This is a genomic window from Marinitoga piezophila KA3, from assembly GCF_000255135.1.
Classification (GTDB): Bacteria; Thermotogota; Thermotogae; order Petrotogales; family Petrotogaceae; genus Marinitoga; species Marinitoga piezophila.
Genome location: NC_016751.1, coordinates 1,196,924 through 1,221,369, shown reverse-complemented (window position 1 = coordinate 1,221,369; position 24,446 = coordinate 1,196,924). Strand labels below are relative to the sequence as shown.

The window sequence follows — 24,446 nt, the reverse complement described above, 5'->3', positions numbered from 1 at the left end:
ATAACAACTAAAATAAACAAGGGGATGAATGAGTTGGAAAAAAATGCAAAAATATACGTAGCTGGTCATAGGGGATTAGTAGGATCAGCAATAATGAAAAAATTACAAAAAAAAGGATATACAAACATAATAACAAGAACACATAAAGAATTAGATTTAACAGACCAAAAAGCAACAAGAGAATTCTTTGAAAAAGAAAAACCAGAATACGTATTCCTAGCAGCAGCAAAAGTAGGAGGAATACTTGCAAATGACACGTACAAAGCAGACTTTATATATCAAAACATAATGATAGCAGCAAACGTAATAGAAGCATCATATAGATATGGAGTAAAAAAACTACTAAACCTTGGCTCATCATGCATATATCCAAAATATGCAAAACAACCAATGAAAGAAGAATATCTATTAACAGGAGAACTAGAACCAACAAATGAACCATATGCAATAGCAAAAATATCAGCAATAAAAATGGTGAGATATTTCAACGAACAATATGGAACAAATTTCATGAGCGTAATGCCAACAAACTTATATGGACCAAATGATAATTTCAATCTAGAAACATCACATGTATTACCAGCATTAATAAGAAAATTCTATTTAGGGAAACAATTAGAAGAAGAAAACTATGAAAAAATAAAAGAAAACATAGAAAAATATCCATTAGGATTTGGATTAGATAAAACAATAGATTTAGATAATAAAGAATCAATAATAAAAACATTAAAACAATTGGGAATAACAAAAGAAAGTATAACCTTATGGGGAACAGGAGAAGTATATAGGGAATTCTTATACGTAGATGACATGGCAGATGCATGTGTATATCTAATGCAAAATATAGAAGCAGAAGAAATGAAAAAAATATCATCAGATTATTTCGTAAATATAGGAACAGGAAAAGATATAACAATAAAAGAATTGGCAGAGTTAATAAAAGAAACAGTAGGATACACAGGAGAAATAATCCACGACACAACAAAACCAGATGGAACACCAAGGAAGTTGCTTGATGTTTCAAAGTTGCATGAATTAGGTTGGAAGTATAGGGTTGAGTTGAGTGAGGGGATTGGGAAAGTTTTGAAAGTGATTGTGGAGGATTAAGATGAAGATATTACTTATTCATAATAGATATAAAAATAAAAATATTGGAGGAGAAGATATAGTTTTTAATAGAGAACTAAATGCTCTAGAAAGTTTTCTTGGGAAAAAAAATGTTTTTTCATATGAAGTTTCGAATGATAATATAAAATATATGGAATTAGCAAAAAACATATTTTTCTCAAAAAAATATTATAAAATAATAAAAGAGATTATCATAAAGAATAAGATAGATATAGTACATATACATAATTTTTTTCCAATGCTTTCACCAAGTATTTTTAAAGCTGCAAAAGATGCAGGAGCAAAAGTTATACATACTTTACATAATTATAGATGGTGGTGTATTAAAGGAACTTTATATAGAGATGGCAAAGGAATTTGTGAAAAATGTGCAGTGAAAAAATTTAATTTAGATGCGATAAAACACAAATGTTATCGTAATTCGACTATACAAAGTTTTATAGCGGAAAGTGCATTCTATTTTTACAGAAAAAATGATATGATGAAATACATTGATTATTTTTTTGTATTAACAGAATTCCAAAAAAATAAGGTAATATCTTTGGGATTAGATAGAAATAAAATTATCATAAAACCTAATTTTAATGTTCCGTTGGATTCAAGCAATGAAATTCAAAATGTAAAGAAAAATGGTTATTTATTTATTGGAAGATTAGATGAGAGTAAAGGAATTAAAGAGCTTATAGAAAATTGGAAAAAATTACCTAAAAATTATGTACTTACTATAATTGGTGATGGTCCCTTAAAAACGTATGTAGAAATGAATACTTCTGAAAATATAATTTATTTAGGTAGAATTGAAAATGAAAAAATTAAAAAGTTTATAAAAAAGGCTAAGTTTTTGGTTCAATCATCAATATGGTATGAAACATTTGGTTTAACAATAATAGAAGCTTTTCAATTGGGAACACCAGTTATAGGATATAATATTGGAACAAGAAAAGATTTTATAAAAGATGGGTGGAATGGTTTTATTATATTCGATAAACAAAACTTTGTAGATGTAATAAAAAAATCTTATAATTTTGAAAAATATGATTTTTTAGTTAATAATTGTTTGAAGTTGGCAAAAGAATATGAAGAAGAAAAAGTTGTTAAAGATCAGATTAATTTATATAAGCATATTTTAAATGAAAATAGTTGGTGATAATAATATGGAAAATATAATTTTGTTTAGTTTTATATCAAAACAATTTTTTGAGTTATTTTTGGGAGACAAACTATTGAATTTGACCAGCAAAAAGTGGGCACCGAAAAGTTAACAAGGAAATAGTGTAATAAAATAAAAAAAGTGACCTACATGAGCAAAAATAGATAAAATTTTTTCTTTGCCAAATATGATGGTTCCATATACTAATATATTTCAAATAGTATATGTACATCAACCTCTTCTTTTTTTCGAATACAAATTTTCTTTTAAAGAAAATAGATTATTTTGGATTTATTAAAATATAATTAGTAAACAAATTTTTAAGTTTATAAAAAGCTAATAAGGATTGTACAAACTAAATGGTTTAGAAAATCTTATATGGAAAAAACAGAAGCAAATCCTAAAAAAATTGTAGTTATTCCACCTAAAATAAATATTAAAGTTAAGCAAATTTTTGTACCAACTGATGAAAAATTAAAAATCTTTTTTATCTTGTAAGAGGTGTTCAATACAAAAATTATAAAATAATGAAAATAAATATAGTTTAAATTTAAGAGATGAAATAAATATAATTTTTCTATAAAATTTATAGGAAAAATTCTAGGAAGAGAGTTTTTTATTTATATACAAAATCAGTTTTGTTCTTTCCTTTTTAATATAAAAATTTTTGTGTTACTTTTGCTTTTGTTAGAAGCAAAATTGCATAAAATAATAATATTAACTTCAGATATACCATTTTCATATGAAATTACAGACAAAATATAGAGAAATAGATATTTTTAATAATGATAATGTCAATATTATGGATAAAATTTGTTGGAGGGTTTTATGAAATTAAGAAATTTAATATTTAAAATAGGTATATTTTTTATAGCATTTGATAATCTTTTTTTTGCGCCATCAAATGGATGGGCAGCAATTTCACCGATAATTTTTTTTATATATATAATTTTAGATTATAAATCTCTTGTAATTTCGCTATTTAATAATTTAAAAATATTCAGTATTATATATTTTATGATTTTATACACTTTTTTAAATGATATATTTTATAATGTGGATGTAGGAAATCTGCTTGATTCAATAATATCTTTAATTTTGGGTTTTGCATTTTACTTGAGTTTATATGATAGATATATACTAAAAAAATATTCTTTAAAAAGAGATTTGAAAATATTAATAATGGGGTATAGTTTTTCTTTAATGTATGGAATATTAAAATATATAGCGTTAAGGTTCCAAATTATATATATTATAAAATTTCAAGAAATATTTGAAAAAAGATATTATCCACGTGTTTCATTTGGTTTTACTGAACCATCTTTTATTTCCCCTCATGTTTTTGGAATTTTATTGATATTATTTTTTAGTTTAGACGGAAAATATTACAAAAATGAAAAAAAAAGAATATTATATTTAATTTCCTTTTATGTTATTATAACCTTTGTATCAAAATCGTCTACTAGATTTTTTGTAGATTTATTTTTTATAAGTATAATATTATTAATAACCAAAATAAATATTAAAAAATCCTATAATATAATTTTAATGTTTATTTTCTTAGCATTAATTATGTTTTTTTATTCGGATTTAGAAAATGTATTAACTTATAATTTGAGAATTAAGAAGATCATTGATTATGGTATATATGCCGATGCCTCCTTAGCTTCGAGGTATTTTAGAATTAATTCGTCAATAAAAGGTTATCTACAAGATCCTTTAATAGCATTAATAGGAAAAGGAACAGGAAATTCTTCATATTTTTTAAAAAAGGGTTATTTAGGTGCATACCAAGAATATAAAAATGAGTATTTAAATGAAATTTTAGCATTAAAATATCGCAACCCAAATCAACTATTTTCTATGCCTATTAGATTAATAAGTGAATTTGGAATAATCTTTTTTTTAATATTATTTTTTAATCTTTTTGTTAAAAGTTTAAAATCAAGAAAAATAACCATATTTTTAATAATGTCATATATATATATTCAATTTGATAGTTATGCTTTTTATTCTTTTTGGATTTATTTATTTATTTTAAAATATGATAAATTTTTCAATAAACAAAAAATAGAATGTAAATTTTAAAATAGGTCTTTTACTGAAAATAAAAATATTGGAGGAATGATTTTGCTATATTATATATCTAATACAATTATATCAAATAAAATAATAAAATTGGAGAAATCTCAAATTTCTTTAGCTGGACAAAATAGGACAAAATATTTATTAAATATTTTTAATAAAAATGAAAGAACTAATTTTATTTCAGTAGCAATACCTAAAAAAAAAGGAATTTATTTTAAAAAAATTTATAAAAACGAGAATTATAAAGAAGTTTATTTGGGTAATATAGTCTTATTTTTTCCATTAAATTATATTTTTTCAATTATTAATTTGTTTTTCTTTTTGTTATTTAATATAAAAGAAGATGATATTATAATAACATATAATTTTAGACCTGAAATAGCCTTTCCTATATTATTAGCTAAAAAAATTAAAAAATTTAAATTAATAATTGAGTTTGAAGAAATTTATAGTTTTTTTAGTAAAAAATTTAAGTTTTTTCGTTTCTTAGAAATTTTAGGTATAAAAAAAGCTGAAGGGTTTATTACATGTTCTACAGAAATAAAGAGCTTTATAAGAAATATAAATAATAGTTCTCCTATAGTGTTAAGTTATGGTTATCCGTTTATTTTTAATAATATAAATGATTTGGGAAAAAATAAAAATAATAATATTCTATTATATTCAGGAAGAATTGATGAAGAGAGAGGTTTATTTAATTTTTATTAGTATATTTAATGAATTAATAAAAGAAAATAAAAATTATAAATTATACATAACAGGTGATGGACCTTTAAAAGATAAATTAATTAGAATTACAAAAAAAATAAAAATATAAAATATTTAGGAATTTTAAAAGATTCTGAGTATAAAAAATTTATAATAGAAAATGTTGATATTTGCTTAAATCCTCAACCTGCGAAATCAAAATTTTCTAAAGTCTCATTTCCTTCAAAAATTACATATTATGCATCATTAGGAAAATGTATTGTTTCGACAAAAATGGAAGCCGCTTTAAATTCTCCATATAAGGATTTTATAAGTTTTTATGATGAAGAAAATAAGGAAAGTTTAAAATATGCAATAAAAAGATGTATTGAAAAAAATAAAGAAAAGAATAAAAATTTAAAAAAGATAGAAAAAATAATAGAAAATGAAAAAAAAGAAATACTAAAGTTGCTAAAATATGTTCAAGAAAGGAGTTAATTTAATGAACGGTCTGACCCCCAGATTATTTCGTAAACATAGGAATAGGAAAAGATATAACAATAAAAGAATTGGCAGAGTTAATAAAAGAAACAGTAGGATACACTGGAAAAATAATCCATGACACAACAAAACCAGATGGAACACCAAGGAAATTGCTTGATGTTTCAAAACTTCATGAATTAGGTTGGAAGTATAATGTTGAGTTGAATGAGGGGATTAGAAAAGTAATCAATAAAATATAAGCTATATTATAAAGGTGGCGAATTTAATGGATTTTAATATGAAAAAAACTGTAAAAAGTTTTCTATATAAAAACGAAAAATTAAAAAAAATAATTGAGATACTTTTACTATTAAAAAATTCGCATATTTTACCTGAAACAGGAAAAAATAAAAAATATCCTAAAGTTATACAACTACCTATTACATATATGTGTAATTCAAAATGTATAATGTGTAATATACCTAATATGGATTCTACTAATGAAATAACTCCTCAAGAATTAGAAGAAATTTTAAAAGACCCTATTTTTAAAAAAGTAACTTCTGTAGGTATAAATGGAGGAGAACCCTTTTTAAAAAAAGATATCGAGAAATTTGTTGAGAAAGTTTTATTATTACCTAATATAAAAAGCTTGAATATTATAACTAATGGTTTTTTAACTTCCATTATTTTAGAAAAAACTAGAATTATATATGAAATGTGTAAGAAAAAAAATATATCGTTTCATATATCTTTTTCGTTAGATGGTGTTGGAAAAGTTCACGATGAAATTAGGGGAGTTCCAGGAGCTTTTGAAAAAACTGTTAAAACAATAGATGAAATATATGAAAATAAACATATGTACTGTGATTCTATAGATGTAGGATGTACAATAACCAAACAAAATGTTGATTATTTAATTCAGTTAGATGAATATGCTAAAATAAAAGGATATGATATAAAATATAGATTAGCTATTCCAAATAAAAGAATTGATAGCATATCAAAATTAGGAGATTTTAGTGTTTTTTTTGATACGAGAAAAAAACAAACAGCTAAAGAATTTTTTCAAATGCAAATATATAAAAGTAAAGAAATATCTGATAAATATAAATATTGGGCTATATATAAGTTTTTATCTGAAAAGAAACCGAAAAGATATCTAGGATGTTCATGGAAAGAAAACGGAATTACTTTGGATTCAAAAGGAGATATTTATTATTGTGCGGTAGAAAGTAAAAAATTAGGTAATATAAGAAATGAAAGAACAGGAGAAAAGATATTTTTTTCAAAAGAAAATTTAGAATATAGAAAATTTATTATTGATAATAAATGTAATCAATGTATACATGATTATTCAGGTAAACCAGAATTGAAGAATGTTATAAAATTTATTTTATTTTTGATTCGAGAAAAATTTTGGATAAACCAATATAAAGGGGTATGATTTTATGAAAAAAATATGTATAATTGGTTGGTATGGAACTGAAACACTTGGAGATAGAGCAATTCTTGCAGGATTGTTTTCTTTTTTTAAAGAAGTCTTTGGAGATTTTGAAATAAATTTAGGTTCTTTGTATCCAGATTATTCTGAAAGAATGTTATTTGAAGATAAAAGTTTGTATAAATATATTTTAGGTAAAAATTTAAAAATAAAAATGTTTAATTCTAAAAATAAAAAAGAATTAAAAAAGGCTATAAATAATTCTGATTATGTTTTCATGGGTGGAGGACCTATTATGCATATAGGTCCATTATATATGATAAATTATGCTTTTAAATATGCAAAAAAAATTAAAAAAAAAACTGGGATATTAGGTTGTGGAATAGGTCCGTTGTTTTCTACTGAATATAAAAAATTAGCTATAAAAATAATAAAAAATTCAGATATTATTATTTTAAGGGATGAAAAATCTAAACAAAATATTTTAAATATTTCAAATGAATTGGGAATAACTATTAAAAAAGATAAAATAAAAACTTCACTTGATCCTGCTACAAAGCTTGTTTTGGAATATAAAAGAAAAAATAAGGTATTTAATAATCCAAAAAATTATATAATTGTGAATTTGAGGGATTTTCCTTCAGAATACTCACAGAATGAAATTAAAAATAAAGTAAATAAAACATTGATTACATTTATTAAGGATTTATCTGAAAAATTTAATGATTTTCGTATCCTTTTGGTTCCAATGCATTATTATTTTATAGGAAATGATGATAGAAAATTTCTCAATAAAATAAAATTAAAGAATTTTGGATTGGATAATGTTGAAATTCAAAATGAAATCCTAACTTTAGAAGAAACTATGGAGCTTTTTAGGAATGCTTTTTTTAATATAGGTATGAGATTTCATTCTGTGGTATTACAAACTATATTAAGTGGAAAAAATTATATTTTAGATTATACTGAACCCCAAAAAGGAAAAATTTCAGGATTTATAAATGAAATTGATGAGAATGATTTTTATAATAATAGATATATAAACTTACAGCAAATCAACAATGAAAGTATTAATATAGATAAATTTATTATAAATGAAAATGAACAAAACAAATTAAATTTAGAAAAGTTGCTTAAAAAATTAGATATTTATATAGAAGAACTTAATAAATTATTGAGAGAGGGATAATATGAAAATTGTTCATGTGAGTACTTCAGATGTTGAAGGAGGAGCAGCGAAAGCTGCATATAGATTGCATAAGGCTTTATTAGAACGTGGAATAGAGTCAAAGATGTTAGTTATGTCTAAAAAAACAGATGAATTATATATAGATGTAGCTAAAAATAATTATATGGAAAAATACTTTTTTTCTAATATTAGAAAATTGAATGAAAAAGTTATTTGGAATAAGTTTAAAAATAGAGAGAATCCTATATTATTTTCTAGTGGAAAATTTGGTATAGATATAACAAAACATCCATATATTTTAGATGCAAATGTTATTCATTTACATTGGATTAATGCGAATTATATTTCTGTAAAAACATTAAAAAAATTAAAAATGTTAAATAAAAAGATAGTATGGACATTTCATGATATGTGGCCTTTTACAGGAGGGTGTCATTATAGTTCATCTTGTAGAAAATACGAAGAAAAGTGTGGTAATTGTCCAATTCTTAAAACAAATAATGAAAATGATATAACAAGAAAAATTTGGAATGAAAAAAATAAAATATTAAAAGATTTAGACATTACGGTAATAACTTGTAGTAATTGGTTAGGTGAGTGTGCTAAAAAAAGCTCTTTGTTCAAAGAAAAAAATATTTATGTAGTTCCAAATGTTTTAGATAATAAAATTTTTAAACCTATTGATAAAAGTTTTGCAAGAGAGGTATTAAATTTAGATAAAAATAGAAAATATATTAGTTTTGGAGCAATGAATTCTACAAGTGATCCAAGAAAAGGTTGGAAATATTTAAAAGAAGCTATTACTTTATTGAATGAAAAAAATCCTAAAATTAAAGAAAAACTAGAATTATTAGTTTTTGGTACAAGTCATTCTAAAGATATAGAAGAATTACCGTTTAAAATAAAGTTTATGGGGAAAGTATACGATGAATATACACTTTCATTATTATACAATGCATCAGATGTTTTTGTAGCTCCATCATTAGAAGATAATTTACCTAATACTGTACTTGAAAGTTTACATTGTGGAACGCCAGTTGTTGCTTTTAATATTGGAGGAATGTCAGATATGATAATTCATAAACAAAATGGATATTTAGCAAAATATAAAGATTCTGTTGATTTAGCAAAAGGAATCGATTGGTGTTTAAAAAATTTAAATAGCGTATATATAAGAAATAATTTTAATAAAGAGCAAGTTTTAAACAAATTATTGCATATTTATAAAATGGGATAAATTATATGCAAATATAAATTTTTGAAATAGAGGTATGAATGTATGGAAACAAGTAGAGAATTTTTAAAAAGATTAGGTGCATTTTCAATTGGACCAATTGGAGCTGCATTATTAGGTTTTATCAATGTTCCCCTCCAAACATGGTTAATTGATCCGACTCAATTAGGGAAAGCTTCTATGTATTCTATGGCGTTAGGGATATCTTCACTATTTATATATTTAGGTTTTGATCAGGCATTTGTAAGAGAATTTAATGTAGAAAAAGATAAGAAGAATTTGTTATGGAATAGTTTTATTATTCCATTTTCTTTTTCTATCATAGTTATGATAACATATTTATACTTTTATGAACCTATTTCAAAATTATTATTTGGTTCTGTAGAAGAATATATAATAAAAATATTAGCATTTTCATTACCTTTCTCTATATTTAATAGATTCAATAATTTAATTATAAGAATGAAAGAAAAAGCCAAATTATTTTCGTTTATTCAGTTACTTAATAAAATTATTGGATTAATTTTAACGATTGTAATTCTGTTATTTTTTAATAGGAATTTTAAAGGGATTATCCAAGCACAATTTTTGACATTAATTCTTACAGCTACTATAACTACTTTTATTAATTATAATTATTGGTTTTATCAATTTAAATTTGACAAAGAATTAATTAAACAACTTATGAAATTTGGATTGCCAATTATTCCATCTTCAATAATATTATGGTTATTAAATTCAATGGATAAAATAGCTCTTAGAATATGGGCTGATTTTTATTCAATTGGATTGTATTCAGCAGCTTTTAAAATAGTAGGGATGATTATTATTATTCAAACAGCTTTTCTTTCGTTTTGGCCTCCAACAGCATATAGATGGTATGAAAATAAAGTAAAAATAAAAAAATATGAAGAAGTTAGTAATAAATTAAATAGTATTTTAACTATTTTATTTGCTTTAGTAGTTTTGCTTAGAAATTATATAGTATTACTTTTATCTCCCGAGTATAAAGATGCAACAATAATAATTCCATTTTTACTTTTTTATCCAATTATGAATACATTATCAGAAACAACTCAAATAGGAATAGGTTTTACAAGAAAAACCTATTATAATATATTAATAACAACAGTTGCCGGTGGAGCTAATATAATTGGTAATTTTTTATTGGTTCCAAAATACGGAGCGCTTGGTGCATCAATTTCTACAGGTCTTTCTTATATAATATTTTTCTGGATGAGAACTATAATTTCAAACTTAATATGGGAAAAAATGGCTATAAAAAAACATTTTATTTCGATATTATTGATGGTAATTATGGCATCATTAGCAGTTGTTTATAATAATTTTGGCATAGATTTTATAATGTTTTTGCTAATTATTGGATATCACTATAAAGAAATAATTTGGGGATATAATTTAGCAAAGGAAATTTTACTAAAAAAATCTTAAAATATAAAGGTATTCTATGCCATATACAAACTTCTAGAGTTTTAATCTTTGGATCTTTAGAAATCATTGTCGCTATCAATCTCTACAAAAAACTCAAACATAATTTGAAGTAAAATCAATTGCCCCATCAATCCTCCCACAGCTTCTGCTGTGGGGTTATCTGAATTTGATTTGTGAAAATGTTCTTTAGTTATTAGAACTTTCATGATCAGAAGTTGTAGTCATTTCTTTAAAGTCCGCCTCCTAATCCACCAACCCATTATAATCTCCTAAACCTCTCCATACTCTATCTTATTCCACAAAATCTTCATATAATTTTCCAATCAATATTTGTGAATAATTTCTTTATTTAAGGTGCTAATATTTTATTATAGAAAAATTTAGTTTTAGAGAATAAATATATTTTAGATATTATATAAATCAGGTTAATTTTTTACATAAATATTTGAACTTTGTATAATTTTTGTAGTCTAAATGTATAAATAAGGAATATTAGGTTAAATTTTTAGATAAAACAATATAGTTATATTTCCAGAAAGAATATAAGTTTACAACTTTATTAACTATAGTAAATCTATGAGGATAGTAATATTAGGTGCATTTTTAATGCAATCAAATAAATATAATCGGGGGTGGTTGGATTGTTTTTTTTTAGAAATTTAGATGAAAAAACAAGAAGAATTATGTTGGAAGAGTTAGAGATGGATATTGATAAAAGAACGTTGTATATAAGTGAAAGGTTAAATGGAGATGGAAAAAAAGAGTATCCAAATTTATTAAGAGAAGCTATTGAATCTGGAAATGAGCAGACATTAGCTAATAGCTTAAAAGATATGTTTAATGAAAAAGAATTAAGAAAAAACAAATCTGTTAAAATCCCACGTAATGCAAATATAATTTTAGCAGAAGGAGAGTTTAATAAATTTTATATAAGAGCGATTTGTATAAGAGCTTTAGAAGAAGGTAAAAAATTAAGAATTTATAGAGCCAAAGAGGTTAAAAAGCCAAGGAATGAATCTAATGCAAAAATTGGAGAGTTTATTACTGATCCTCAAAAACTTTTGAGTTGTTTAAGAGATAATAATTTTGAATGTCTGCAAGAAATGGTCCCAACTGGTCCAAACTCTGGTTTAAGTGTTGAGTTGGTAGATTAATACCAACTAAATAAAATCTTCAATAGTTAATCTTAAACATTCTATAGTTTAGAGAATAAAAGTGAGATGATAGAATGGGTATTAAAAATGAGCATATAACCATTAAGAAAATAGAAATTATAAATGAATTCGATAATTTTTTAAATAATTATTACAATTATTATAATGGAGATATTATAAATTGCTCAAATGAAATGTTTATGTCAATTATTATAGAAGGAAATAAGAAAGTTGATTTTTATGTTCAATCAGATTTAACCTGTATAAAAATTAAAAATTCTATTTTTTTGATTAAAAAAAGATTAGATATTTTTGAAATATTATTGTTTTATTATTTGAAAATTGAAATAGATGATTGGAAGATAAATGACGTTTCTGAAAGTAAAATACAACGGTTTTTATCCATATTTTTACATCTATTAGCTCATTTTAAAGCAACTGATAAGAATAAAAATGATGAAATTATTAATTTTTTAAACAAAAATTTTTCAGATGATTTGTTAAATTTGATTATTTCATATATTGAATTTCCTATACAAATAAGTTTGATATAGTAGAGCAAATTTTTTTGATTTAAGATAAAAATGGAATGCCGAAAAATAAAAAAATGAAATGGAGGTATGAGCATGGATCATAAATATAAAAGTATCTTAAAAAAAATAGAATCAGAACCAGCTTTTATAAAAAATGATTTTACACATGAAACTATTTTTGATGATATATTATGTGGTATATATAAAAGATGTATAAATAAAGAAGATCCAAATATAAAATTTTGGTGTTTAGAAACAAGTGAAGAAACATATTATTTTAATGAACCATTAACTAGGAAAGAATTATCTAAATTTTGCGAATTAATAAAAAAATATCGAATTTGCATAGTAGATACTGAAGATAATTTAAAAATAATAATATTAGAAAATAAATGTATAGATTAAAATAAATCATAAATTCTTTTTCGGTCTGACCCCCGGATATTGGAGAAAAGATAGGAAAAAGTCATTTTTTCACAGTGATAAAAAAATCATTGAAATTAATTGAATTATTATTATTTAAATTTGTAGTAAAAAGATTAAACATAAAATCAAGAGTAGAATATTTCAAAGAACCATGAGGTCTGAGATTATTATAAAAATAGATATATGAAATATATAATTATAAATACCATCAATCCTCCCACAGCTTAGTCTGTGGGAATTATTAAAGTTAAATTGTGAAAATGTTCATTAGTTGTTAGAATTTTCATAATCAAAAATTGTAGCCATTTTTTTAAGTCCCTCTCCTAATCCACCAACTCATTATAATCTCCTAAACCTCTACATACTTTATCTCGTTCCACAAAATCCTCATGTAATTTTTCAATCAATAATTGTGAATTATTTCTTTAATTTAGCATATCATTGATTAATTCAGAGTAAAGGGATAATTAACTCTTAAGATAGATGAATTTTTTATTGAATAAGATGGTAGAATATATGCGGTGTTTGTATAGAAATATGTATAAAGAAAATAAATAAGATAATTCTTTGTTTTTGGAGGTAGATGATTATGGAAAATGAAGTGATGTTTGAAGAGATTGTGGAATATGAAGATTATAAAAATTGGGCAAAAAAGGATAAGATTAATTTTTTAAATGAAAAGTTTGGTACTAATAATAGCATATTAAAAGGAACTATCCAACTTGCAAGTAGTGAAAAATATTTTTTGATAACTAATTTGAGAAATATAGAAAATGATATTATTATTAATCCTTTCAATAATGAGATTTTAAGAAATACGATTTGTTTGTGTGAAAATGTAGATAGTTTTTTATTAAAGAGAAATTTGAAGGTTGGAGATGAAGTAATTTTTAAATTTACAATTCCTTTTTCTCAACATGAAGATAAAAATAAACTTATAATTGCAAAAAGTAAGACAGTTTATAAGGTTACAAATATTATGGAGATTTTGGATAATATAGATAATAACGTTAAAGAAAAAGAAATTTTTAGCGCAGTGAACTTAATAGAATTTCTAGAGCAAATAAGAGAGAAAGATTTTGGAAATAAAATAAATTCTATTATTAATGAGAGAATATTGTTGGTAAATAAAAATATAGATAATTATTTGAAAGAAATAAAAAATAAGATTCAGACCCAAGAAGAAAGATTAAAAGAACTTGAAAATATAGTTAGTGAAAAAGAATTTGAAATTAAAGAGCTTGAAATTTTAAGAAATAAATATATTGAGTTGGGTATTTTGAATGAGGATAATGTTAATGAAAAAAAAGAGGAGATTATTAAAGAAGAATATATAGATATTAAAGATAAAAAAGAGCAAATTGATTATATACAAAAATATTTAGCGTTAAATAAAGGATTGTATTATGATGATCATATTTTAAAACGTTTCTTTTTGGCTCTTCATACTAATCAAATAATAATTTTAAGTGGTGAGCCCGGAACTGGTAAAACAAGTTTAGTTAGAGGATTTTCAGAAGCAATTTCTGCAAAACATAAGATAATATCTGTTCAGCCTAATTGGACTGATAATCAGGATTTATTAGGGTTTTATAATCCAATAGAAAATGTTTATGTTCCAACACCTTTTTTAGATGCTATTATTGAAGCTAAGGAAAATCAGGATAGATTGTATATATTATGTTTAGATGAAATGAATTTATCTCATGTTGAGTATTATTTTTCTGAATTTTTAAGTAAAATTCAATCAGATAAAATATTGGATTTATATAGTAAAAAGATTTATGATGAGAATTTGAAAGAGTTAAATATGAAATGGGAAAAATATTTAAAATATGAAAATAAGGAATCTTTAAAGGAAGAACTTTCAAATGAAGAATTCAATGAATTTTTAGCTCTTAAAAGAAGATATAATTTGTTAAAAAAATATAAGGCTCAAGTGGAAATACCTGATAATATAAGATTTGTTGGAACTGTGAATAAGGATGAGACTACAAAGAGTTTAAGCCCTAAGGTTATAGATAGAAGTTTTGTTATAGAAGTTAAGGAATATGATGAGAATTTAGTTTCTAAATTTTCTGAATTAGAAAAGGAAAATTATCAAAAACGGTTATATTTAAAAGAATCAGATTTTAAAATGGAATCTAAAGATATTTTGGACGAAATAAAAGAAGAGTTGGAGGAAATAAAATTAATATTTAAAAAAATGAGGGTTTATTTAAATAATAGATTTGATAATCAAGTAAAACAAATTTTAGGAAATGATTATATTGACAGAGATGATTTGTTAGATTATATAATTTCAAGCATGATTTTACCTAAAATAAATATAAGTATTAATGAAAGAAATGAACAAATAATCGATGAAATATCTAAATTGTTGGAAAAAACTAAAGTATCAAAAGTTATTTTTGATGAGATGAAGGAATTTGCAGAAACAGAGTATATACTTACCTTCTGGAGGTAATTAGATGAAGTTAATAAGTTTTATGATGAATGTTGATAAAAATTTAAAAAGGATTGAATTTTTGGATAAGGGAAATTATAAAAAAGGGACGATATTAGGGGAAGATAATAAAGAATTTTGGGTAACCTATACCCATTATAGGGTTAATAGTAAGAGGTATAGATTAGGATTTAGTATTGTAGATTTAAGCGACAAAGATTATGAAGTGTATATTCTTGATTCAGAAAAAGAACCTATTAATAAATTAACATCAATATCTGGTAAAGGAATTAAGATATTTTATGATAGTAATGATAATAATGACCCAGATGTTGGAAGCAATGCATCTGGAGTTTTTTATGTGGGAGTTTTTGAAAATGGGGAAAGGATTTATGTTTCACCTCCTATATATGTTTTGCCTTCCTCTTTGAGTTATGGCGATTACTTGGAAATGATAAATGATTTAATACAAATAAATGAGCATTTGATAGAGGATAATAAGTCAAAAGTTTTTTTAGCAGGTAAAGGGGTACAAAATTTAGTGGAAATAGGAAAAACCTTGGATGATATGAAAAAGGTATTAGAAAAAATAAATGCTAATCCTGCAGCGTCTTTAAAGGCAATACCTGCAAAGATTAAATATGATCCAAAGAAAGCAATAAGTCCAAAAATTTTAGTAGAAAAGAAGATGTATCCATTTAAAAATAAATTCAAAGGTCAAATGAAAGTAGAAAGTGTTGACATTTATGAAAATAAAATTATTAAATATTTATTGAATTTATTAAAGAAAAAGATCGAATTATATATTCAGTCGTTGAATAATTATAAGGAACAAAAGAAGAGAGAAATTGATATAATAAGAGAACAAAATAAAAAAGAAATAGATTTTGATAGTGAATTAGGGAAAATTGAGAAAAAATTGATAGATATCAAAGAGGATATTAAAACTATTATAAAAAATAATAGGAGTTTGGAAAATATAGATAAGGATAAAGATATTAAAATATCTTTTGATATATATAAGAAAGCTTCCATTCCTAAGAGTAGAGTAAATGGTAAGATAGAGGATAATAAAGTAATTTTATATTGTAATTTTATTACAAAAAGAGAAAATAGATTTATTTCCTTAGAAAGAAGTTTTTATTCTTATGCAGTTTCACCATTTGAAAATTTTCAACAGTCAAGATTTAATGCTGAATCATTTATGTTAAAATTTGAAACGTCAAATTTGAATGAATTAGTTTTCTTTATAGATGAAGTTATTGAAAGAGAAGACTTTAAAAATCCTATAAAAATAAAAGCTTTAGCTAAACGAGAATATTATGATAACAATGATCCATTATGTGTGAGAGTTATGAAGAATTATACTTATGGAGATGGTTCACCGGTTAAAGAATATTATATTAATATAAAAAAGATATATTCTCTAAATAATAAAAAAGTACCAGAATATAGTGAAGAAGAAATAGTAGAAAAATTAGCTCCATATTTAAATGATAATTATGAGTCTATTGTGGAAAATAAAAGATTTTTAGAATTGTATAAGAAAAAAGAAGATAATCTTAGTTGTTATGATGATAAAATAAATGAATTAAAAAAGGCAAAAAGTCGTCTTGATGAGATATTGAATTTAGATTTATTTAAAGAAGTAAAAGAAGAGAAATTAATTTTAAAACCAACACAGATATTTACGAATGATAATAATTATAAGAAAATTTGGCAATATTTTAATGCACTAAACAAGAAGATTTATTTTATACATGATTTTATTGATTCAAATATGTTGTTAAATGAAAAAAGTTATTTAATAAAGAGTACTCATGAAATTTATGAATATTGGACTTTTTTCAAAATGATAGATGTGCTTATTTCTGAATTAAAATGGAGATTAAAAAATAAAAATGAAGTTTTAAATAATTTAAATAAATATATGCAATGGGATTATTTTCAGGGAAATTTAAAAGCGAAATTAGAACATGATTTAAAAAACAATGAGAAAATAGACCTTGTAATATATTTTAATAAAAATATAAAAAGTAATGATGGAAAAATACTTAGACCAGATTTTACTTTTGAATTTAGAAAGGATAATAGGAATTGTATTGTTTATCTTGATGCAAAATATAGGAATTATAGAGAACAAGGAAAAGAGCAATGGTTTAAAGATATAAAAGATGTTGCAATAGATAAATATACAAAAAAATTTAGAGATACTGAAAATGAACCAATAGCATCTTTTATTGTACATCCAGATACTAATAATGAATGGACTTTTTATGGTGGATATCTTGATGATAAATTAGAAAAAAAATTTGATATGGAAGGAATTCCACCGGAACACAAGTTTGGAATATTTGCATTTACACCTAATAATATTCAATATTTTAAAAATTTTATAAAAATGATTCTTGAATATCATTTAGAACTTTATAATTATTGTTGGAATTGTGGAGAAATAGATAATATAGAAATAAAAGTTGAAAAAACAATGGGGGGATTTAATAAATATCATTATACGTGTAAATCGTGTGGAGAGTTTTGGGTAAAAAACCATTGTGAAAAAGAAGGCCATTCATTAATTAAACATTTGTTTAATTATCATACTCCAGATACAGATAAAAAATATCCATGGTATGTTAAATGCCCTAGATGTGGTAAAAATGATAATGGTGAAAATACAACAGTTTTTGAGGAATTATGTGAATTTCCAACATTTGATCCTAACATTTTATAAAATTTATAAAAATCAAAATTTTGAAGTATAAATAATCCTCACAGTAATTGCTGTGGGGATTATTTATATTAAATGTGTGAATTATTTCTTTATTTTAATATATCAGTGATTAATTAATTTCCTGCAACTAAAAAATTAAATTTTAAGTTTAGGTAAATTTTTTATTGAATTTGGTGGTAGAATTTTTATGTATGAAAAATTTGTTTTATGGAGACCAAATTAACTTTAATTTGTGAATATTATAGGAGTGATTTTATGGGAAAGAAATTGCTTTTTTTAAGTAAAAAAAAAGAAAATTGAAGTTGAATCTGATAATAATGATATTTTAGATTTGTTTAGTGTGTTTGAAGGGGATATGTCTTTGAAATTATTTATTGATGAGGAAGAAACCGATTTATCAAATGATAAATATAACATTATAAAAGACTGTATATAGTAAAGTAAATTTAATATTTTTATAAATATTTGGTTTAGTATTTATTATGATATAATAAATAAAAAAGAATGAATCAAATAGAGGTGTACATATGAAGTTGGAAATAAATACCAGAGAACAACTTTATGAAATAATAAATGAAAAGATGGTAAAATCTTTAAAAGGGCGAAGATATGAAAATTTGGAATCGGCGATTCCAAAAGTTTATGTATTGGAAACAAGTAGTAATTTGGATGAAAATATATTTTTTGATTATATGAAAAAAGAATTTACAAGTAGAATGGATGCTAATTTAAGTTATTTTGATGATAATGAATTAATAGAAATAAAAATAGGAGACACGTATTTTTATGCAGATCCATATTTGTTTTATGACTTGGAAAATGCAAGGTTTAGATTTGTTCCGATTTTTACTTTGGCGCATTCGCAAGTTTCGGATTCCATTATTGGGAGTTTAATAAAGAAGTCATTTTTCTTTGATTATCAATGGCTTGATTTCAATGAATCTGATGATGAATATGATGAATTTATTGTTGGGATATCGAGTTCTTTTCCTGGAGAACTAATTGCAAATGAAGAGAATGTAAGTTTTTCATTGGAATCAAATTCTAGTAAAGCTTTTATAAATAATTACAAAAAGATTGTTAAGCAATTACCGTTGAATAAGGTTAAAATAAAATATTTTCTTTCAAATCCCGAATCAACACATATAATAGCTTATAATAATGGAAAGATAACTTTTTATGGCAATGATTTTGAAGAAGTTAAAGAATTTTTTAAAGTTAAAACGAAAAAATATTCGGATGAATTGTTTGAAATAGAAAAGCTGGCGTATAACTATGAAGGAGTTTATATAATTTTTGACAAAGAAAAGAAATTAAAAGAAAAACCGGAGAATTTTTTGAAAAGATTGAATGATAATAATGAATTAAAAGTAGTATCTTTTCAAATATTTTCTGATGAAGACGAAGCATATGGTGTATTTTCAGATATGCATGTTGGTGGAAGTTTAGCAATAAATGTTTATAGATTTGGTCTTCAAATTTTAATAAGGCCGGGTACTTGTTCTAATACTGTTAAGCGAATACTGAATTTTATTAGAAAAAATTATGATCCATTATGTAAATTATATATTAGCGAAAAGGAGGTTTTTAATATTTTAGATTATGATTATAAATACGAATAACGATTTTCAAGAAGAAAAATTTTTTAAAGAATTAAGGAGTATGAATGCTTTTTATACAATGTTAAAAAAGCTAACTTCTTTTTTAGAAAATAAAGGAATAAAATATTTTCTTGCATATGAACCAAAATTTTCAAAGATAAATCCAGATGCAGCATTAAAAATTAAAGAAAAGGGTAAATATATACTTTTTCCAATTGAATATAAAGATTCTGGTAATATTGAAAATATATTTAAAAATGAACAGCTTAATGGTTATTTTTCTATTAGTTATGAAAAACTAAAAAGTGCAGGAATAAGGATTACGAAAAATGTAGAAGAATGGGAACTTTTATTGATTATAAGAAGTGGTAATTTAAGCTTTGAAGAAATAAAAAATAAAATAAACGATATAGTGGAAGAAAATGAAAATTTTGGCGTATTTAAATTAAATTATAAATATAATAATCCTTTGATCAAATTAGAAATTTTTAATGAATCAAAATACGAAGTTATTAACGAGTTTTTTGATAAAAAAAATAAATTTTTTTATACCCCTATGTGTTATTTTAATTTTAAAATGGGGTTTGATGCATATAAAAAAGAAAATGCCTCAATCTTTTTTTCTTTGCTGGTAGGATATTTATTTAAATTAAGCTGGTGGAATGAGAATAAAGAATTTAATATTGTTGATGTTTTAGAAGAAAATAGAAGTCCATCTTGGGAAATAATAAAAGCTTCATATCAAAGTGGGAAGTTTTTGAGGTTTATTGATAAGCAGGTTGATGAAATTCTTGTGAAATCAAAATACCTGAAAAGATGTGAAGAAAAGGCAATTAAAGTTGGAGATATAGATATATTATTAAATTCATATAAGATAAATCCAGAAAAAAATCTCAATAATCCACGAACTCAGAAAGCTCTTATTAAAACAATTACAAAAAAACTTGACAAATCATATTTTGAAAGAAATTATGTAGACCAACTACCATTATTTCAAATAAAAAATAGTCAAAACATTTAATTGTAAATATTTATGGAATTATTTAAAAGTTAGACTTTAATATAAATCGCTCCCACAGCGGAAGCTGTGGGGTTATTTGAAATTAAATTTGTGAAAATATTCTTTAGTTATTAAAATTTTCATAATCAGAAGTTGTAGTTTTTTCTTTAAAGTTCCTCTCCTAATTCACCAACTCATTATAATCTCCTAAACCTCTGCATACTTTATCTCATTCCACAAAATCCTCATGTAATTTTCCAACCAATATTTGTGAATAATTTCTTTATTTTAATATATCATTGATTAATTAATTCCCTGCAACTAAAAAATTAAATTTTGAATTTAAGTAAAATTTTCATTGAATTTGGTGGTGGAATTTATAGGATGGAAATTTTGAAATAATAGGGGAATTAAGAGTGAGTAAAAAATTAATAGAAATGGTCATTGCTCTTGTGAAAGTAGAAAGAAATATAAAAAGTGTCATGGAATGTATGAATAAGTAGAATTATAAATTTTTAGAAGGTGTTAGAATGCAAGAAATTATAGAACACAGTATTTTTCTGGAAATAATTTTAATGTGGATACTCCCTGTAATTATAGTTGAATTTTCTTTTATACGAGATAAATATGAATATTTGAACTCATATTTAACCAAAGATTTTAAAAAATTGGGGAGAGAAATATTATTTGTAGAAATTGTTAATAATATAGTATTTAGAGCAATTATAGCAATTATTATAGCCTTTTTTAGCTTGTATATTTTAGAATTGAATATAATAAAGAATTTTAATTGGGAGATTTTTAAAGGATTTATTGTCAGCTTTGTTGTAGGATCGTTTACTTTAATAGCTCTTTTTATGTCTTTTTTTGAGTATAAAAAAGAATATTCTAGTAAATTAAAAATCAAGATATTATTAGATTTAGGAATATATGTATGGTTATCTTTATTATTAATTGTATTTCTTTCAATGGAATTTTCTAAATTAAATTTTTTTGTAATATCTTTTGTTTTGGTAGAAATAGTAATTATAGCGCTTTCAATAGTTGTAGATGTATATGCTTTTCCAGAACTTTATATATATTATAATATATTAAATTATATAGATAGGGAAAAAAATAAGTATGAAAAGGGACAAATATATAAATTAAACGATAATTTTATTACAGAAGTTATTTTAAGAGAAGATTATATGTATTTTCCTTTAATTACATTTATTATGGAGAAATACTGGAATTCATGGAAAATCTTAAGTAAAAATCTTCAATTTATTACAAATAAATTTGATGCAATTAGGGTTTTTGAATTCATAAAGTTATATACGGAGTATTTATTAAATGTATATAAAGAAATTAAAATTATACATGTTTGGCAATTTGAATTTATAAAGTCATATTTATTGTATTTAATATCTTATGATTTCAAAGATAAAGAAATAAAAGAAGTTCTATATATACGAATTTTGGATTTTTTTGGATATAAACTTTCAAGTGAGAAGATATTAAAAGAAAAGATACTGTATCCTATTTTAGAAGAAATAATTGTAGCTAAATTATCAGATAACCAGAGATATGAGTGTTTTGTAAAATTTATAATTGAAAAGGAAAAAGATACAGTTTGGTCAGATGCTGTAAGTAAAAATATTGAATTGAAAATATATAGATTTTTGTATAAATATGCTTATGGGTTTGAGGTAAAAAAAGAAATAAAATCAGTACTAGATGAATATTCTTCATCATATGCAAAAGGAAAAATTAAAGGTGTCTTAGAAAGACTCAAAGAAAAAACATATTTAAATGATACAAAATTACAAAGAAAAATAGATGTTTTTATAGATGAAATTATGCAAGAATTAGATAAATGAGATAATATAAATGGAACCACCAGGGTCAAATTTTTGCCCTGGTTTTTTTGTTGGAAATGAAGGGAAACCATAATTGAATTGTGATATAATTCAATTGTGGAGGTGGAAGTGATGAAAAAACTGCCGGTAGGGATAGCGGATTATAAGGAAATAATAGAAGAAAATTATATATATGTGGATAAAACAAAGTATTTATATGATTTAATAAATAGTGGAAAATTTTATTTTATGTCAAGGCCTAGGAGATTCGGAAAAAGTTTAACAGTATCAACATTTTATTACTTATTCAAAGGAGAGAAGGAATTATTTAAGGGAACATATATATATGACAAATGGGATTTTAAGGAATATCCAATAATAAAACTGGATATGTCTGATAATACGCTTACAACATATGAAGAGTTTATAGAATCATTAAATAAAATGATAGAGGATATATATGAAGATTATGAAATACCAAAGATAGAAAATAATTTACCAACGAAATTTGGAAATTTAATAAGGGTATTAAATAAAAAATATGAAGAAAAAGTGGTAATCTTAATAGATGAATATGAATCACCAATATTAGAGCATATAAACGATAAGAAAAAAGCTGAAAAGTTTAGAGGATTTTTAAGGGAATTCTATAAAAAGATAAAAACAAAGGATGCATATGTAAAATTTGTATTCATAACCGGAATAACAAAATTCACAAAAACAGGAGTATTCTCAGCATTAAATAATTTAAGCGATATATCTTTAAACAGGAAATATGGACAGATGTTTGGATATACGCAGGAAGAATTGGAATATTATTTCAAAGATTACATAAAAGAATTATCAGAAGAAATGGGAATAACAGAAAAAGAATTGCTTGAAGAAATGAAGAGATATTATAATGGTTTTTCATTTGACGGAGAACATACAGTATATAATCCATATTCAATATTGAGATTTTTTTCAGAAAAAGAATTCCAAAACTTCTGGTTTGAAAGTGGCTCACCGAGTTTTTTGTATGAGTATATAAAAGGCAAAAAGATAGAATATGAGGATTTAGTAAAAACACCAGTAAGTGCAGAAGATTTCTCAACAAGAGAAATAGAAGATGCAAAAGCAAATATCTTCTTTACGCAGGCAGGATATTTAACCTTTAAGGGAATAAAAAAATATGGATTAAAGAAAAAATATATACTGGACTATCCAAATTTTGAAGTAAAAAACAGTTTTTCAACACTAATATTAGAAGCCAATTATGGATTTAATGATGAAGAAATAAACAGGGTAAGTGAGATATATTTAAAAATAGAAGAAAATGACATAAAAGGATTAATAGAAGAAATAAAAAAGATAATAAGCGCTGTTCCGTATAATCTACACAAAAAAGAAGAAAAATATTATCACTCATTGATATTTACAATAATAGCCTCAGCAGGAATAGATGTAAAAGCAGAAGAATTGACAAATTTAGGAAGAAGCGATTTAGTAATAGACTTTGAAGACAGAATATATTTATTTGAAATAAAACTGGATCAAAGTGCAGAAGAAGCATTAAAGCAGATAAAAGAAATGAAGTATTATGAAAAGTATGCAGGAAAAGAAATATATCTCATAGGAATGAATATAAATTCTGAAAAGAGGAATATTGAGAATTATATAATTGAGAAGTTGTAAAAAAAAATAGAAGTTATCATCGCAATCAATCTCTACCAAAAACTCAAACATAATTTGAATTAAAACCAATTGCCCCATCAATCCTCCCACAGCTTCTGCTGTGGGGTTATTTGAAATCAAAATTGTGAAAATATTCTTTAGTCATTAGAATTTTCATAATTAGAAGTTGTAGTTATTTAAAG

At 23.6% G+C, this 24,446-nt stretch carries 19 protein-coding genes and 1 pseudogene; all 20 read left to right on the top strand.

Annotation, left to right across the window (positions count from 1 at the left end; translation table 11 throughout):
- Positions 1-33 precede the first annotated feature (33 nt).
- Complete coding sequence (locus MARPI_RS05815; RefSeq protein ID WP_014296665.1) at positions 34-1,107, top strand: GDP-L-fucose synthase family protein; 1,074 nt, start codon at positions 34-36, stop codon at positions 1,105-1,107.
- A gap of 1 nt (position 1,108) precedes the next feature.
- Positions 1,109-2,275, top strand: coding sequence for a glycosyltransferase (locus tag MARPI_RS05810; RefSeq protein ID WP_014296664.1), 1,167 nt, complete (start codon positions 1,109-1,111; stop codon positions 2,273-2,275).
- An 831-nt stretch (positions 2,276-3,106) separates the two neighbouring features.
- On the top strand, positions 3,107-4,366 hold the full coding sequence (locus MARPI_RS05805) for a hypothetical protein (protein ID WP_014296663.1): 1,260 nt from the start codon (positions 3,107-3,109) through the stop codon (positions 4,364-4,366).
- A gap of 42 nt (positions 4,367-4,408) precedes the next feature.
- Positions 4,409-5,074 carry a glycosyl transferase gene (locus MARPI_RS05800; protein ID WP_014296662.1) on the top strand — a complete coding sequence of 222 codons (666 nt, stop codon included), beginning with the start codon at positions 4,409-4,411 and terminating at the stop codon, positions 5,072-5,074.
- Entirely contained in the window at positions 5,043-5,183 is a 141-nt protein-coding gene (locus MARPI_RS11025; RefSeq protein WP_014296661.1) for a hypothetical protein, read from the top strand. The genes MARPI_RS05800 and MARPI_RS11025 overlap by 32 nt, the downstream gene beginning before the upstream one ends.
- 164 nt (positions 5,184-5,347) lie before the next feature.
- Positions 5,348-5,551, top strand: a complete 204-nt coding sequence (locus MARPI_RS05795) for a DnaD domain protein (RefSeq protein ID WP_014296660.1) — start codon at positions 5,348-5,350, stop codon at positions 5,549-5,551.
- A 20-nt stretch (positions 5,552-5,571) separates the two neighbouring features.
- Positions 5,572-5,796, top strand: a pseudogene (locus MARPI_RS10940) (GDP-L-fucose synthase); the annotation flags it as partial.
- A 26-nt stretch (positions 5,797-5,822) separates the two neighbouring features.
- Positions 5,823-6,983 carry a radical SAM protein gene (locus MARPI_RS05790; protein WP_014296659.1) on the top strand — a complete coding sequence of 387 codons (1,161 nt, stop codon included), beginning with the start codon at positions 5,823-5,825 and terminating at the stop codon, positions 6,981-6,983.
- A gap of 4 nt (positions 6,984-6,987) precedes the next feature.
- The gene (locus MARPI_RS05785; protein WP_014296658.1) at positions 6,988-8,169 is read left to right on the top strand and encodes a polysaccharide pyruvyl transferase family protein; all 1,182 of its coding nucleotides are present in this window, start codon (positions 6,988-6,990) and stop codon (positions 8,167-8,169) included.
- A 1-nt stretch (position 8,170) separates the two neighbouring features.
- Entirely contained in the window at positions 8,171-9,406 is a 1,236-nt protein-coding gene (locus MARPI_RS05780; protein WP_014296657.1) for a glycosyltransferase family 4 protein, read from the top strand.
- Between the two features lie 42 nt (positions 9,407-9,448).
- A complete protein-coding gene (locus tag MARPI_RS05775; RefSeq protein ID WP_014296656.1) occupies positions 9,449-10,855 on the top strand; it encodes a lipopolysaccharide biosynthesis protein in 1,407 nt (468 codons plus the stop codon).
- A 641-nt stretch (positions 10,856-11,496) separates the two neighbouring features.
- Positions 11,497-12,009: a hypothetical protein gene (locus MARPI_RS05770; protein ID WP_014296655.1), complete on the top strand. Its 513-nt coding sequence runs from the start codon at positions 11,497-11,499 to the stop codon at positions 12,007-12,009.
- A gap of 74 nt (positions 12,010-12,083) precedes the next feature.
- On the top strand, positions 12,084-12,563 hold the full coding sequence (locus MARPI_RS05765; protein WP_014296654.1) for a hypothetical protein: 480 nt from the start codon (positions 12,084-12,086) through the stop codon (positions 12,561-12,563).
- A gap of 72 nt (positions 12,564-12,635) precedes the next feature.
- Positions 12,636-12,947, top strand: a complete 312-nt coding sequence (locus MARPI_RS05760) for a hypothetical protein (RefSeq protein ID WP_014296653.1) — start codon at positions 12,636-12,638, stop codon at positions 12,945-12,947.
- Positions 12,948-13,557: 610 nt separating this feature from the next.
- Entirely contained in the window at positions 13,558-15,435 is a 1,878-nt protein-coding gene (locus tag MARPI_RS05755) for an McrB family protein (protein ID WP_014296652.1), read from the top strand.
- A 4-nt stretch (positions 15,436-15,439) separates the two neighbouring features.
- Positions 15,440-18,148, top strand: a complete 2,709-nt coding sequence (locus tag MARPI_RS05750; protein WP_014296651.1) for a nuclease domain-containing protein — start codon at positions 15,440-15,442, stop codon at positions 18,146-18,148.
- A 527-nt stretch (positions 18,149-18,675) separates the two neighbouring features.
- On the top strand, positions 18,676-19,770 hold the full coding sequence (locus MARPI_RS05745; protein ID WP_014296650.1) for a hypothetical protein: 1,095 nt from the start codon (positions 18,676-18,678) through the stop codon (positions 19,768-19,770).
- 40 nt (positions 19,771-19,810) lie between these two features.
- Complete coding sequence (locus MARPI_RS05740; protein ID WP_171814211.1) at positions 19,811-20,770, top strand: hypothetical protein; 960 nt, start codon at positions 19,811-19,813, stop codon at positions 20,768-20,770.
- A gap of 509 nt (positions 20,771-21,279) precedes the next feature.
- A complete protein-coding gene (locus MARPI_RS05735) occupies positions 21,280-22,611 on the top strand; it encodes a hypothetical protein (RefSeq protein WP_014296648.1) in 1,332 nt (443 codons plus the stop codon).
- 111 nt (positions 22,612-22,722) lie between these two features.
- Positions 22,723-24,264 carry an ATP-binding protein gene (locus tag MARPI_RS05730; protein WP_014296647.1) on the top strand — a complete coding sequence of 514 codons (1,542 nt, stop codon included), beginning with the start codon at positions 22,723-22,725 and terminating at the stop codon, positions 24,262-24,264.
- Positions 24,265-24,446: the final 182 nt, after the last annotated feature.